Source organism: Antrihabitans stalagmiti, assembly GCF_016482825.1.
GTDB classification, from domain to species: Bacteria; Actinomycetota; Actinomycetes; order Mycobacteriales; family Mycobacteriaceae; genus Antrihabitans; species Antrihabitans stalagmiti.
In genome coordinates this window covers 155,110-169,191 of the sequence record NZ_JAEMNV010000012.1, presented here as the reverse complement: position 1 = coordinate 169,191, position 14,082 = coordinate 155,110, and the positions used below count along the sequence as shown (strand labels likewise).

14 protein-coding genes and 1 pseudogene are annotated in these 14,082 nt (G+C 61.8%); 2 read left to right on the top strand and 13 right to left on the bottom strand.

Annotated elements, in window-relative coordinates:
* Window positions 1-5: 5 nt before the first annotated feature.
* The 4 genes and pseudogenes from JGU71_RS27480 to JGU71_RS27465 form a co-directional block, all read right to left on the bottom strand.
* The gene (locus JGU71_RS27480; RefSeq protein ID WP_199708299.1) at window positions 6-728 is read right to left on the bottom strand and encodes an energy-coupling factor ABC transporter ATP-binding protein; all 723 of its coding nucleotides are present in this window, start codon (window positions 726-728) and stop codon (window positions 6-8) included.
* Window positions 725-1,483: a cobalt ECF transporter T component CbiQ gene (gene cbiQ, locus JGU71_RS27475; protein ID WP_199708298.1), complete on the bottom strand. Its 759-nt coding sequence runs from the start codon at window positions 1,481-1,483 to the stop codon at window positions 725-727. The genes JGU71_RS27480 and cbiQ overlap by 4 nt, the downstream gene beginning before the upstream one ends.
* On the bottom strand, window positions 1,480-1,905 hold the full coding sequence (locus tag JGU71_RS27470) for a PDGLE domain-containing protein (protein ID WP_233530201.1): 426 nt from the start codon (window positions 1,903-1,905) through the stop codon (window positions 1,480-1,482). Before JGU71_RS27470 ends, cbiQ begins: the two co-directional genes overlap by 4 nt.
* Window positions 1,882-2,562, bottom strand: a pseudogene (locus JGU71_RS27465) (energy-coupling factor ABC transporter permease); the annotation flags it as partial. The pseudogene JGU71_RS27465 and the gene JGU71_RS27470, both read right to left, overlap by 24 nt.
* A gap of 169 nt (window positions 2,563-2,731) precedes the next feature.
* Here JGU71_RS27465 and JGU71_RS27460 point away from each other — a divergent pair.
* Window positions 2,732-3,343, top strand: a complete 612-nt coding sequence (locus JGU71_RS27460; protein ID WP_199708297.1) for a TetR/AcrR family transcriptional regulator — start codon at window positions 2,732-2,734, stop codon at window positions 3,341-3,343.
* Between the two features lie 14 nt (window positions 3,344-3,357).
* Here JGU71_RS27460 and JGU71_RS27455 read toward each other — a convergent pair whose 3' ends face one another.
* Window positions 3,358-4,614, bottom strand: coding sequence for a DUF445 domain-containing protein (locus JGU71_RS27455; RefSeq protein WP_233530200.1), 1,257 nt, complete (start codon window positions 4,612-4,614; stop codon window positions 3,358-3,360).
* Window positions 4,615-4,858: 244 nt separating this feature from the next.
* On the opposite strand from JGU71_RS27455, the gene JGU71_RS27450 reads away from it, so the two are divergent.
* Window positions 4,859-5,377 (top strand): ribonuclease H family protein, encoded by a 519-nt coding sequence (locus JGU71_RS27450; RefSeq protein WP_199708295.1) that lies wholly within the window; start codon window positions 4,859-4,861, stop codon window positions 5,375-5,377.
* Between the two features lie 3 nt (window positions 5,378-5,380).
* Here JGU71_RS27450 and JGU71_RS27445 read toward each other — a convergent pair whose 3' ends face one another.
* The 8 genes from JGU71_RS27445 to JGU71_RS27410 all read right to left on the bottom strand — a co-directional run bounded on the left by JGU71_RS27445 (window position 5,381) and on the right by JGU71_RS27410 (window position 14,077).
* Window positions 5,381-6,301, bottom strand: a complete 921-nt coding sequence (locus JGU71_RS27445; protein ID WP_199708294.1) for an Rv1363c family protein — start codon at window positions 6,299-6,301, stop codon at window positions 5,381-5,383.
* Between the two features lie 44 nt (window positions 6,302-6,345).
* On the bottom strand, window positions 6,346-7,068 hold the full coding sequence (locus JGU71_RS27440) for a hypothetical protein (protein ID WP_199708292.1): 723 nt from the start codon (window positions 7,066-7,068) through the stop codon (window positions 6,346-6,348).
* A gap of 102 nt (window positions 7,069-7,170) precedes the next feature.
* Window positions 7,171-8,340 (bottom strand): MlaD family protein, encoded by a 1,170-nt coding sequence (locus JGU71_RS27435; RefSeq protein WP_199708291.1) that lies wholly within the window; start codon window positions 8,338-8,340, stop codon window positions 7,171-7,173.
* Window positions 8,337-9,440: an MlaD family protein gene (locus JGU71_RS27430; protein ID WP_199708290.1), complete on the bottom strand. Its 1,104-nt coding sequence runs from the start codon at window positions 9,438-9,440 to the stop codon at window positions 8,337-8,339. Before JGU71_RS27430 ends, JGU71_RS27435 begins: the two co-directional genes overlap by 4 nt.
* The gene (locus tag JGU71_RS27425) at window positions 9,440-10,528 is read right to left on the bottom strand and encodes an MCE family protein (RefSeq protein WP_199708289.1); all 1,089 of its coding nucleotides are present in this window, start codon (window positions 10,526-10,528) and stop codon (window positions 9,440-9,442) included. Before JGU71_RS27425 ends, JGU71_RS27430 begins: the two co-directional genes overlap by 1 nt.
* Window positions 10,528-11,538, bottom strand: coding sequence for an MCE family protein (locus tag JGU71_RS27420; RefSeq protein ID WP_199708288.1), 1,011 nt, complete (start codon window positions 11,536-11,538; stop codon window positions 10,528-10,530). The genes JGU71_RS27425 and JGU71_RS27420 overlap by 1 nt, the downstream gene beginning before the upstream one ends.
* Entirely contained in the window at window positions 11,538-12,590 is a 1,053-nt protein-coding gene (locus JGU71_RS27415) for an MCE family protein (RefSeq protein ID WP_199708287.1), read from the bottom strand. The genes JGU71_RS27420 and JGU71_RS27415 overlap by 1 nt, the downstream gene beginning before the upstream one ends.
* Window positions 12,590-14,077, bottom strand: a complete 1,488-nt coding sequence (locus JGU71_RS27410; RefSeq protein WP_199708286.1) for an MCE family protein — start codon at window positions 14,075-14,077, stop codon at window positions 12,590-12,592. Before JGU71_RS27410 ends, JGU71_RS27415 begins: the two co-directional genes overlap by 1 nt.
* Window positions 14,078-14,082 lie beyond the last annotated feature (5 nt).

Below are 14,082 nucleotides of genomic sequence, written 5' to 3'. Positions count from 1 at the left end.
CACCGTCAAGCTAGCCGATGGCGCTCGAGCAGTTCGCGATCGGTGAGGATATCCGCAATCGGACCGTCGGCGACGATACGGCCGGAATCCAGGATCACCGCGCGCTCGCAGATCTTCTCGGCGTAGGGGAGATCGTGTGTCACCATCAGAATCGTCGTCTGCAGGCCCAGAAGTACAGCGGCCAGTTCGCGACGGGCGACGGGATCGAGGTTCGCTGCAGGTTCGTCGAGGACAAGGACGTCAGGGCGACAGGCGAGCGTTGTCGCCAGCGCCGCGCGCCGGCGTTCGCCGACCGAAAGCCGCGCCGGAGAACGATCGGCAAGATGAGTCAGTTCGACGGCGGCCAGGGCCTCGCGGACCCGCTCGTCGAGTGCCGCGCCTTTCACACCGAAGTTGGCAGGCCCGAACGCGACGTCTTGCGCGACTGTCGGCATGAACAGTTGGTCGTCGGGATCCTGGAAGACGAGGCCGACTCGCTGCCTTATCCGGCGAACCGTCTTGCCGTCGAGGATGGTGTCACCGATCCGCACCGACCCTGCGCTCGCAGTGAGTACTCCGTTGAGCTGCAACATCAGCGTCGACTTGCCTGCACCGTTCGGGCCTAGTACCGCGATGCGTTCGCCCGCCGAGACGGCGAGGTTCACCTCGTGCAGCGCCACTGTGCCGTCGGGATAGGAGTAGGACAGGTCCGTCACCCGAACAGCAACTGTCACATCGGTTTCGATCATCGCAACCACCACGCGAGCATGCAGACCAGTACAGCGCCCACCGCGGGCACCATCGCGCCGAGCCACGATCGGGTCGTGGCAATCGGGGATCCGTAATCCGGTGTAGCGCCGGTGAATCCACGCGACAGCATCGCCACATGCACACGTTCGCCGCGCTCGTAGGCACGTAGAAACAATGCTCCTGCCCCACGTGCCGTTGCGCCGGCCTGGCGCAACGTACGCGGATCGTCGCCGCGAGACACTCGTGCGACCTTCATCCGCATCGCCTCGCCGACCAGTACGTCGACATAGCGCAGCATCAGCACGACGATGGTGACGATCAGCCCGGGAACACGTAGCCGGGTCAGTCCGCCGGGTAGATCTCGCACACTCGTCGTCGCGGCGAGGGTTAGTGAAACAGCAACGCCGAGTGTTCCTTTGACGAGGATGCCCCATGCGGCGACCAGGCCCTGGTTCGACAGTGACATCCCGAGAAAGTCAGTCCGGGGTCCACCTTCGGCGAACGGCAGCAGCACAGCAAGAACCACGAACGGTAGCTCGATCAACAGTCTGGGTGCGATCCAACGTAGCGGTATCTCTGCGACCCGCCACACCACCAGGACGAGTAGCGCGTACACACCGAACGGCCAGAACATCTCGCGTGGCGTTGCGACCACCGCGGACACGGCCACGAAAGCCGCAACGATCTTCGTTTCAGCGGGCGCTCGATGTATCCGAGAGTGCCCTGGCAGGTGGAGCGAATGCGTCGCGCTCACGAGGAGACGCTGGTCCTGTCGGTGTGCTTTCGTCCGACAAGAACAATGCGTACGACAACCATAAGCGCAGCGAATGCTGCTGCCACACCGAGGATTCCGGCAACACCGGTCAGCGTGGAGTTGCCGCCGATCGTGTAGTCGGCCAGCGGAGTGTCGGCGAAGTGGTGTTCCTTCGCGGACTGAGCGATGCACTCGCCGGTCAATTGCTCGGCACCGTCGACCTCCGTCACCGTGCAGCCGCGCTGGGTTGTCGCGTCGAGGCCGTCCGGTTGCGAGCTCGCCACGTAGGAGACGAGCCCGGCGATGACAAATGCGGATGCCGCGAATGCGACCAGGAAGGTGGTCTTGTTGGAGGGACCCGTCGCTTCCTGTTCAGTCGAATCATCCTGCAGGGCCGTGCGACTGTGATCGGTGGCCCGCAACAGGTAGACGAGGTCCGGACGGGCCTTGACCACCGCGGTCACTGTCACTGCCGTGATGAGGCCCTCGCCGACACCGATGAGTACGTGGGTGATCAGCATGTACCCGGTGACCTCACCCAAGGACGACCCCGATGCACCGCCCATTGCGTATTCGAGGACGAATCCCATGGCAGCCGTCACCGTGCCGCCGAGCGCAGCGAGAAAGGCCACGACAGCTATCCCCGCCTCGCCGCGCGAGGCCAGGAGTTTGAGCAGCAGACGCGCAAGCAGGTAACCGGCAGCGACTCCGATCAGTGCCATATTCGTGATGTTCGTGCCGAGTGCCGTCAGCCCGCCGTCGGCGAAGAGCAACGCCTGCACGACAAGGACAATCGCGACACACAACGCGCCGACGTAGGGGCCGACGAGGATGGCAGCGAGCGCGCCACCGAGCAGGTGCCCGCTCACCCCGGGCAGGATCGGGAAGTTGACCATCTGGACCGCAAAGATGAACGCTGCGACGAGGCCGGCCATGGGTGCCGCTCTCTCGTCGAGTTCCGCACGGGCGCGCAACGATGCGTAGGCGAGACCGGCAATCGCGATCACTGCAAACAGCAATGATGTTGGTGCATCGACGATTCCGTCGCTCATATGCATCGCAATGGTCGTCTCCATCATCAGGACATTACTCCGTTCATCTGTTCAATTGAACAGATGAATTTTCTGAGGCGGCTTCCTCGCTCGTGCGTCTTTTTGGCGGTTGGGCCCTCCGAAAAGACTCACGAGTGGCGAAGCCGCCTTGGGATACCCTTGGTACACCGATACCGACCTCAGCTCAGGAGCGCGCATGACCCGTCTGACCAGGGCAGAGAGTCAAGCCAAGACACGTGCAGTCCTGATATCGACCGCCAGAGATCTCTTTCTGGCCGACGGCTACGCGCAGACCTCGCTCGAACGTGTTGCCGAGAGCGCGGGCTTTTCCAAAGGCGCCGTCTACTCGAACTTCAAAAGCAAGAAGGAACTCAGTCTCGAAGTACTCGACCTCATCCACACCAGCAAGTTCGCCGAGGTGGCCGAACTGCTATCGGCACCGGGCAGCATCGAGGATCGCCTCGACCAATTTCAGGCCTGGGCAGAAAAGACACTCGGTGACGTCGGCTGGACGATGCTCGAATTCGAACTTTTCGTCACCGCGCGCGACGACGAAGAACTGCGGGCGGCGCTGGTTTCCGCGCTCGGCATCGTGCGGGGAATGGTTGTGGCCCTGTTGGAGTCGACAACCGCGTCGATAGGCGTGACGCTGCCGATGCCGGTCGAGGACGCGGCAAGCAGCCTGCTCAGCCTCGGGATCGGACTCGGCATTCAGCGAGCGATGGACCCCTCCATCTCCGCACGGTTGGTGACCGACGGTCTGCGAACGTTGCTCAACTATGCCGAAGCGGTGCAGGCACTGGCGTGACAACGCCAACAAGGTCAGACGCCGAAGATCGCCAGATGCAGACAGCCGGCTAGACCGCCTAGAATCCCGCCGTGCACGAAGAGCAGCCATTCGTCCTGTTTGACGGCACCACGCAACACAGACTGAAAGTCTTCGAGGCTGAGCTTGCTCATCTGGACCTCGACGAAAGTTGCTATGCGACCTTTCTGTTCGTCGATGAACTCGCTGTCCTGGGCCAGGTCGGGAAAAAATTCGAGCGCAATCGGCACGACGTCGGACTTCAAGCGTTCGTAGTGCTGCGGTCCGACCACGGTTTTCACGATCGTCATTCCGCGACCGACCGAGTCGTCGATCGTCTCGGAGATGATCTTGTCGAGCATCAACATCGTGCGGTCCGACCGTGGACCGTTGAGTAGTTCGTCCACGATGTTGTCCATCGTCACCACGTGCTCGGACAGGATCTTGGCGTACCCGGTGATTACTTCCGGTCGCCGTTTCAACATCAGACCCTGCTGCCACGGCACCCATTTGGTCCGCTGGATCGGCTCGAAGATGATCGTGATGCCCAGGTAGTTCACCACCCAGCCGAGCACCATGCCGCCGATGGGGAGCACCCACCAGTAGGGCAACACCTGCAGCAGCGCAACAAGTGTGAAGCCCATCGGGTAGCCGAAGTAGAAACCGAAGTTCTGCATGAACTTCAGCTCTTTCGCCCCGAACTCTCGGAACACGTCGTTCAGCAACTTCGGATGCTCGACGAGAAATCGTATGGCCATCGACTTGGCATCGATCAGGTCGTCGAGATGGGCGACGAACTCCTCGTTGATCTTGCCCGCGTTCTTCGGCAGGTCCTCGTCGACCTTCCGATAGACGAAGTCCTTTGCGAACTCCGGCAGGGTTCGCCAGAGGAAGGGGTTCTCCTTCTCCATGACCCGGTCGACCAGAGCCGGGATCACCGGTCGCGCCACGGTCAGGAAATGATCGGCGATCTTGTCAGGGTCGAGCTGCTGATAGAAGTCGGAGATATTGCCGACCTTCGCAAGACTGCGATCTATCGCCAGGCTCGCCATCTTCTCAGCGCGTGACGGCACCATGCCCTGCCAGCCGAGCCGCTCGCCGTCCTTGTAGATCGGCAGCACCTGGATCCGTCGCGGAAAGTACGGAAACGCGAACTTCAGCCCAGGCATTCGGAAACCATGGAACTCCAACGGGGTGAACAGCATCAACACACCCGTCCAGTTCGTGATGTAGCCGATGACGCCCGTGAACAACGGCACGGTTATCAGTTCCATCACCAAGTGACTATCCAAAATCACCTCCGACCAGTGCTCGAAGACTAGCCGCGAAGCTCCCGTAGCGGCGACCGAACAACCTAGGCAGGTGGCCTTCCTCGCGGGGGATGAGTTGGACTGGCCGGTGCCGTCCTTGGACTGTTGATTCCAGCCGTACGCCCACAACCACCCGCCGCTATTGCGGGCATCGGATAGTAGGTGTCGCCTACCGACATTGTCGGCGGGACGAAATAGACTCGGCGCCATGATCATCGTCAGCACAGACGGCTCCTGCCTACGTAACCCTGGCGGACCGATCGGCTGGGCGTGGGTCGACCACAGTGGGCCAAGCGCAAGCGGCGGGGGCGCAGTCGGGACGAATCAGATCGCAGAACTGCTCGCCGTGCTGGAAGCGATTACTTCTCATCCCGGCGAAGAGCCGCTGCTGATCGAGAGCGACTCGCAGTACGCGATCAAGTGCGCCTCGGAATGGCTCCCCGGCTGGAAGCGCAAGAACTGGCGGACATCTGCCGGCGCACCGGTGAAGAATCTCGACATCATCCAATCGCTCGACAAGGCAATCTCGACTCGCTCCGGTCCAGTCCGCTTCCGCTGGGTGCGCGGACACGTCGGCAACTACTACAACGAACAAGCCGATGCTTTGGCAGGTGAAGCAGCGCGCGAGGCGGCAGCATCAGCCGCACTAGCCGAGACGACAACGAAGCCGAAGCCGAAACCACGGGTGGCTCCAACTCCGGCTTCCGAAGCTATGACGTTGTTCTAGGTCTTACGGCGCGGGCTCCGGTGCCGGAGCTGGCGCGGGCTGCTCAGCCGGTGCTGGCACTGGTGCCGGCGCTGGCGCTGGCGCAGGCTGCTGACCGGGATCTCCGGGTGCCGGCGTGTCCGACGACTCGGGTCCGAACAGCGGCGCATCGATGTTGCTGGCGATCCAGCTGTCACCGATCTTCTCGAGGTCCATCACCATGGCAACCTGACTCGGTTGCGGCTGCCCCTGAGTGAGGACGCCCGTGATCGAGCGGCCGATCGCGACGACGACCGACGCTTTCTCCGTGTCACCCGACTTCACACCGCAATCGACCGTCTCTGCCTTCGACACGATCTGCGCCTTCGTGAAGACGTCCTTGTACGTCGCAGTGTCCTGCTGGAACTGTTCTTTCCAATCGCCAGTAGCACCGGCGAGCACGTCGGTCACGTATTGATCGAAGTTGTCGTAGTCGATGTCGAGGACAACTTTGGCGTACGCGCACGCTGCATCCTTGGCCTCGTCGCGTGCGGTGACGTTGCGCTGGTTGTTCCAGAGGAGAGCACCGAACACGACGGCAGCGATGAGAGCTACCGCAGCAAGCGCGGCGACGGCGACGAGCTTCTTGTCCGAGAGAAATCCGGAACCGGATTTGGCCGGCTTCGGCTTCGCCGCTGCGGCTTTGGTCGAAGTCGCCTTTGTTGCAGTCGCCTTCGTTGATGTCGCCTTCGTTGCAGTCGACTTGGCAGCTGTCGCTTTCGCCGTTGCTGCTGCCTTCGCTGCCGGCGCGGCCTTCTTCGCCGGCGTCGTAGCGGGGGTCTTCGTCACCTCGACCGGCTTTGCGGCTTCAGTATTTGCGGCTTCGGGCTTTGCGGCTTCTGACTTGGCATCAGGTGCCTTCGAACCCTCGGGTTCGACGTCTTCCGACTTCGGTTCGTCGGTCATCTAAGTTGGAGCCTTTCGTAGAAGTTCGCGGGGTGGGCGAACCGTCATTGACCCCCGAGGAACGGCGCGTTGAAGGTCGTCGCCAACCATCGGCCGTCCGTCTTCTCCATGTCCATGACAACCGAAATCGTCGGTCCGGGCAGGAACTTGCCTTCGGACTTTGCGGTCGCGATGTTCTGCGCCACGACGATCACAACCTGTGCGTTCGTGGCATTGCCAGACTTCACGCCACATTCGGGATTGTCGCCCTGCCCCTTGACCTGATCTGCAGCAAAGGCCTCTTTCAGCGCAGGCGCGGACGCGTCGAATTCCTTCTTCCACTGCCCACTCGCACCATCGGAGACCTTCTTGATCCAGTCGTCGATCGTCGAGAAGTCGTAGTTGACAAGCACATTGACGTACTCGCAGGCCGCGTCCTTGGCCTGGGATTGGGCGATCGTGCTCGCGACCTGGTCGTCCAGCTCGCCGCTCTTGTCGTTGTACTTGTAGATGAAAAACGCCGCGACTGCAGTGACCGCGATCAGCAGGGCCGCCCCGATCAGCGCGCCGAGCTTGAGCAGGTTGCTTCCCGCTTGGGTCGTATCGTCATCGCCTTCTTCGCCGTCGACGTCGTCCTCTTCGGAAGCTTCCTCTTCGTACGCGACCTCGGTCTCGTCCGACTCGGCGTGCTCAGCTGCTGCGTCGTCGTCGAGCACGGCATCGGCCGACTGCTGCGGACCGTCCTCCTTGTTCAGGTCGACTTCGGACGGTTCGTTCGCAGGGGGCATCAGTAAATCTCAAACTTTCTCAGCGGTGATCGCCGAATCGCTGGTGCGCCCGCAATCGCGGGCCGTGCGCCCCAGCGAGTATGCCCGCCGGGGCCGCGTCTGTCACCGACCGGGTAACAGAGTGGACAGCTGGTTCGGGTCGACGTTCGGCGGAATACTCGAACCATTGTTGGGCTCGATCGGGCGAGGAGCATTCGCGGCGCCACGAATCTGGAGCTCTGGACGCGTCGTTTCGCAGTAGTTCCACAGCCTCACACGGCCGTCGCCTACCTTCGCGGGCGAGACAGGCACAGTGTCGTACTCGCAGGTCGAACGCGGCCAGATATCGAGCACCGTGTGGAATTCGCCGTTGTATGCAGGCACTGCCAGTGCGGCTGTGCCGTCGCGCAGACCGGGGAACAGTGCTGCGAGTGCCGGTGCCCGCAACTGGCCTGCGCGTGCGATGGTGACGAAGTTCTGCAGCAGGTTCGTCATCGGATCAGCCGTCTCCGCGACGACTCCGCCGAGCGTCGAGATCTCGCCAGGGCCGAGGTCGAGGAATTCGCGAAGCTCTCCGTCAGCCGCCACGACCTGGTCGAACAGCACACCGGTGTTGTTGGTCAAGATCTGCAGGTCGGGCTGAATTTCCGACGTGGTCGATGCAATTACCCGCAGGTTCGACAACAAGCCGGTCGTCTGCGGAAGCAACTGGTCGAGACCCGCAGCAACAACGCTGATGCCGTTGATTGCGCCACGCAGGTTGTCGGGTCCGCCACCGAGTGCTTTGTCCAGTTCGTCGAGAATCGTTGCAAAACGATCCGGTGGGATCGAACTGACCATGTCGCTCGCGTTTTCGAGCACCTGGGTGATCGGCACCGGAGTCTTCACGTTCTCCGACTCGATGACCGAGCCGTCTTCCAGATACGGACCCTCGTCGGAATCGGGGCGGAAGTCGATGTACTGCTCGCCTGCCGCCGAGAGGGCTGCAACCTGTACTTCGCCGCCCATCGGGATGTCGTAGGCACCCTCGATCTGAGCATCGGCGACGACGCCCTTTTCGGTCAACCGAACGTCCGTCACCTTGCCGACCCGGAAGCCGCGATAGGTGACATCGCTGTTCGGCTGCAGACCGCCCGACCGGTCCATGTTCACGGTGACCGTATAGGTGTCCCTCAACGGGTTGATTCGAGCGACGCCGACGGTGAGGTAGGTGATTCCGACGATCAGCATGATCGTGAGCCCGATGTTGGACAGCACCACCTTGTTTTTCAGTAAACCCTTCGCGCGGTTCATCGGGTCCCTCCGTTCAGGCGCTGGTAGACCTTCTGCAGAACCTCGATGAAGCTGCCTGCGAGAGCGTTCAGATCGGAGCCGTCCGGCAGGCGACTGCCCGTCGGATCACCCCACAGTGCGGCGATGCTGAGGTACTGAACCGTCGCAGCAACGGCGAGAGTGCTTCCCTGAGCGGTGGCCGCGACTTTCGGCGTGATCGAGTGCAGCGCGTCCATTGCGGGACCGAGCGTGTCGCGCGTTTCGGCCAGCCCGTTCATCAGCTTGTCGGTGCTGTCCAGCAGGTCACGCATCTGGGTACCGGTTGTGTTCGAGAAATCGCCGAGCGCGGCAGTCGTGACCGACACCTTCTGCAGCAAATCACCGATCGCCTGATTGTTTTCGGCCAACGTGCTGATCATCGCGGGCAGCGCTGCAGCAACGTCGCCCAACTCAGCCTTGCGCTGATTCAGCGTCGCCAGGGTCTCGTCGAATTCGCGCAGTACGCTGTCGACCCGATCGGTATTCGCATTCAAGCTGCCGACGACGTTGGTCATCTCGACGATCAGATGCGACAGGACGGGGCCCTTGCCGCCGACCGCGGAGTCGAGCTCGTTGACGATCGAAGAGATCTTGTTGATGGCACCGCCGTTGAGGAGCAGCGACACCGACAACAGCAGTTCCTCGACCGAGGCTCCGGTCGATGTCTGCTCCAACTTGATCGAGTCACCGTTGCCGAGAGTCTTACCGCCGGTGTCGGGTGCCATCTGGAGGGCCACGAAAACGTCTCCGAGCGGCGTGGCCTGCCGGAGTTCAGCGCGCGTCCCCTCAGGGAGCTTCACATCGTCGCGAATCTTCATCTCGATGTTCGCGACGAAGTTCGACGTCGTGATGTCGGTGACAACGCCCACGTCCGAGCCACCGACCTTCACCTTCGCTTGGTCGGGCAGGTTGAGTGCGTTGGTGAACTGAGCATTCAACATGTAGCTTTCGCCACCGACACCGGGCTTCGGCAGCGGCAGCTTTTCGACGGTCAAACCACAACCGGCGGTCGTCAACATGCCGACCACCGCGAACGCGGTGACGACGGTTCTCTTCTGGTTTCGCTTTCGCACTATCGTCATCACGGCTGCCCCGTCATTCCTAGTAGTGCCGCAGTGAGGCCGAAGTCCGGACCGAAATCCTTGAGCTTGCCGGTACGGCAACCGTCGGATCGCATCTGAATTCGTTCGCAGAACAGGCTGAGCAACTCGTTGTCGAGTAGGCCCTTGTCGATAAGCGCGTGTAGTCGAATTGCGCCACCGTTGGCTGTCTGAGCAACTGTGTTGTCGATGTTCTGCATCAACATCGGCGTGACGTCGACAACTTCCTTCAGACGATCGGCATTCTGCCTGAGCATGGTGGTCGTCGAGCCGAGTCTGGTCAACGCGCCGCCGAGCTGATCTTTGTTCTCAGCGAGAACCGCGCTCGTGTTCGCCAAGAAGTCGTTCAGCTGTGCGAGCACCGCCTGCAAGCCGGGTGCCTGCTCGGCAAGCAGGCCAGTGACGTTGGTGATACTGCCGCTGAAGTCGCGCACCGACTGATCGTTCTGCGCGATCACCTGGGTGAGCTCGTTGAGCTGAATGATGGCGTTGGACAAGGCATCACGGTTGGTGACACCGAGAGACAATGCGCCGTTCAGCGCCGCCAAGGTGTCACGGATCTTGTCACCGTTGCCCTCGAGCGTCTGGATCAGAATGCCGCCGGACAGCGGACCTTCCGTGCTGCCGGGCTGGTTTTTCAAGGACGCGGCGAGCTCGTCGACGGTTTTGAGAACGCGATCGAGTTCGACAGGGGTGCGGGTGCGATCCATCGGAATGTGATCGCCGTTCGCCAGCGTCGGGCCGTCGGTGTACGCGGGCGCAAGCTCGACGTGCCGATTGGTCACCAGCGAAGGCGATACCAGCGCTGCCACCGCATCCGCCGGCACCTTGACCGCACTGTCGTAGGACATCGTGACGGTGACGTAGCTGCCCTTCGGCTCGACCGATTCGACGGTTCCGACGGGCAAACCGAGAACGGAAACCTCGTTGCCCGGATACATACCTGCGATGTTCTCGAAATCAGCGGTCACTTCGATCTTGCTTTCGAAGGGATCCACCGACGAGCAGCCGACAGCCGCGACGCCAACGGCGCACACGATCGCAAGCTTGCCTATTTGCAGCATTCTCATTACTGGCACCCCTCGATAACGCTGACGCGGCACAGCCAGTTGTCCGGGAACAACCACGGCAGATTCACGTCACCGTAATTGCCGTTACCGGTGACGTTCGTGAACTGCCTGACTGTCACAGGCATGATCTCGAGCAAACGAACCAAGTTGTCGTTGTTCTTCTCGAGACCCTCGGACATCGTGTTGAGGTCCCTGATGAGCTGGCCGAGTTGGCCGTCGTTGCCTGCACCGATCGCCTGCAGCTGAGCCGACAACGAACCGACGTTGTCGAGCAGCTGCTGAACGAGGCCTTGCCGTTCCATGATTGCCTGACCGATCGCTGCGCCCTGGGTAACAACAAGCAGGATGCTGTTGCGGTTGTCGCCGAGAACGCGGGATACGTCGCCGAGGTTCTTCAACATCGCATCGACTTCGTCGCGCCGCTTGTCGATGACCTTCGCCAACACACCGACGCTGTCCAACGCTTGCGCGGTCAGCTGCGGCGAATCCCCGAGCTGCTCGCCCATCACGGCGAGCGACTCGGCGATCTTGTCGGTGTCCAGCTTCTCCAGACGTTCGAACTGGGACTTGTACTTCGGGTCCTGCACAACCTTCGCGAGGCTGAAGGGGACCTGGGTATTGGATACCGGAATGCGGTTGTCCGGCAATCCGCTGCCGTCGCCCGGATCCAGATCGATATAGGTCTGACCGAGGATGGATGCCTGCTTGATCGCCGCATGCGCATCCGGACCGAATTCGAGGTCGTTCTTCACCTGCAGGGTCGCAAGGATGTGATCGCCTTCGAGCTTGAGGCTCTTGACTCTGCCGATCTCCAAGCCTGCAACACGAACTTTGTCGTCTGCCTTCGTGCCTGCGGCCTGCGCGAACTCGACGTCGATCGTCTTCTCACCGAAGCCGATGACCTTGAGCGCACCTGAGCCAAGGACGATCGCAAGGACTACGAGTGAACCGAGGATGCCGAGCCAGAAGTACTTGTTGGCAGCGAAGTTGGGACGTGGGATACGGGCCATCAGCGGCACACCTCCGAATGTTGTTGCCCGAAGATCAGATCGCCGACGTCCTTGAAGATCGGACGGGGGAGCAGTACGCCCCACAGTGAAACGTCGAGCGTGCATACGTAAGCGTTTGCGTAAGCACCGTCACTCGTGAACCGCGCGATGGCCGTGAGGGCCTCGGTGCCGTCGACACCTGCGAGATCGAGCTTCGAGCCGTTGGCGATGAAGACGTTGAACGCTGCGTTGGTCGACGACTGCGCAGCCTCGAGTGCAGGTCGGATCTGAGTAACCAGACCGACGAGTGATGTCGTGGCATCGGAGATCTGATCGGTCGAGTTCTTCAGCGTCTCACCCTGGGCATACAGACCGCCGATCAGTGCACGGGTCTGTGCAAGCAACGTTTCGAGCGAGCCGCTGCGATTCGCCAGACCCGACATGACGCCGCTGAGGTTGGTGATCACATCGCCAAGGAGGACATCTCGTTGCTGGAACTCGTTCGCAAGGCTGGCCGCCTGCGTGATGAACGAGCTCAACGAAACGCCGTCACCCTGCAGCGCGAGAATCAGCGTCTCCGACAGGTTGTTCACCTGCGCAGGATCGAGCGCCTGGAAGAGTGGTTCGAAACCGCCGAGCAATGCGGAGACGTCGAACGAATCCTCGGTCTGCCGCACACCCGGTGCGCTGAACATCGGGATCTCGCCACCGCTTTCGAGAGGATCTGCTTGACCCTCACCAGGAGTGAGCGAGACGAAGCGCTGTCCGATCAGATTCTGATAGCGAACAAGCGCCTTGGTGTTCGAGAAGACCTGCTGGTCGGACTCGACGATGAAGTTCACCCGAGCGTTGTTGTCTTTGTCGATTTCGATGTCTTCGACCTTGCCGACGCGCACACCGGCCATACGAACGTCGTCACCGGGATGCAACCCGAGGACGTCGCCGAAGGTGGCCGAGTACGACCTGGTGTCGCCGTCGACAGCGCGCTGCAGGGTCTCCCAGATGACCCAGGTCAGCAAGATCGACACGATCGCAAACAGGCTGAAGCCGATCAGCGGCTTACGAATACTCACTAGCGGTTACCTCCGTCGGTCACCGAAGATGCTTCGACGGCCCGAATCTGGGCGCCTGTAAATGCTCCTCCGAGAAGGAAGAGCTGAGAGGCGGTTGGCTTCTTGCCGACAAATGCTTGCACCGCACCCGCATCGCGGTACGCGATCGGCTGCACCGCACCGGATGTCGTCGCAGAGGCCGGTGTCGCCGGTGGGAACAAGCCCTCCAACGGTGTGCCCTGGAACGGATTGACGGGTGCTGCCGGCGCTCCGGGTAGCGGAGCAGCAGCGGGAGCCGGGGTGATGCCGGGGATCTGGAGGTCGGGCATCGACGGCAAGCCCGGAATACCCGGGATACCTACGGGCAGAGGCAGTCCGACCGGTCCTGCGGAATCAAGTCGCTTCGGCAGCATTTCGGGGGCGAAGATGCTCGGGTTGGATACCTCGGGTGCTGTGAAGCAACTCGGTCCGGCCATGTCGCCGTATCGCGGGCAGTCCGCGCGGGTGTAGGGGCGGAACGGTGTGAACGAGACGTCCAGGCTCCAGACCATCTGATTCGACGGACCGTAGTGGAAGGTCGCGTCCAGAGCGCGAAGACCCGTGTTCAGGTTGGCGATCGCGGCGGGAATCGACGCCGGGTCCGAGGAGAGAGCGCCGAACGTCGGAGCCAATCCGGCAACTACGTCCTTGCCCGCGTTCGGGTTTCGGGCGAACAACTCGTTGAGGGTGTCCGTTGTTCCCGCACCGCCGGCGAGGAGATTGACCAGCTGGCCACGCTTCTCGGCGATCGTGTTCGCCGTCGTCACCGACGTACCGAGTACATCGAGCAACTCCGGCGCAGACTGGTTGAGACCGTTCGCCGCAGCGCTGAAGTTGGCGAGATCGGCACCGAGGTCAGGGAACGCGGCGTCGACCGAGGTGAGCCAACGGTCGAGGCGTTCGACCGTCGAGCCAGGCACGCGGCCGCTGCCGTCGAAGGCCTCCGCCATGTAGCCGAGCACGCGACCGAGCTTCAGCGGATCGATCTTGGTGAAGATCGTGCGGATCGTGGTCAACGTGTCCTGCAGCGCGACCGTGCCCTTGCTCTTGTCTTCTTTGATGATCGTGTCCGAGGACAGGTGCTCCGGGGCCGCGCCGTTGTCGACCAACTCGATCGACGTGACGCCGAAGACGTTGCCGGGCACTACACGTGCCGTCACAGTCGACGGGATCCCGTCGATGTGCTTCGGCCGCATTGCCAGATCGACCTTCTGGATCGTGCCCATCGCGGCGACCTCGACGCTCTCGACGCTCCCGACGAGAATGCCGCGGTACTTGACGTCGCCGTTCGCGGGCAGGCCGTCACCGGTGGTCGTCAGCTCGGCTACAACTTTGACTTTGTCGTCGAAGTAGCCCGAGTAACGAAGCATCAACAGCGTTGTCGCGAGCACGACCACGACAATCAGTGCGATGCCGGCAATGAACAGCTGCCGCATGGTCGGGCCACGCCCGCTCGGATCGATAATCATCTATG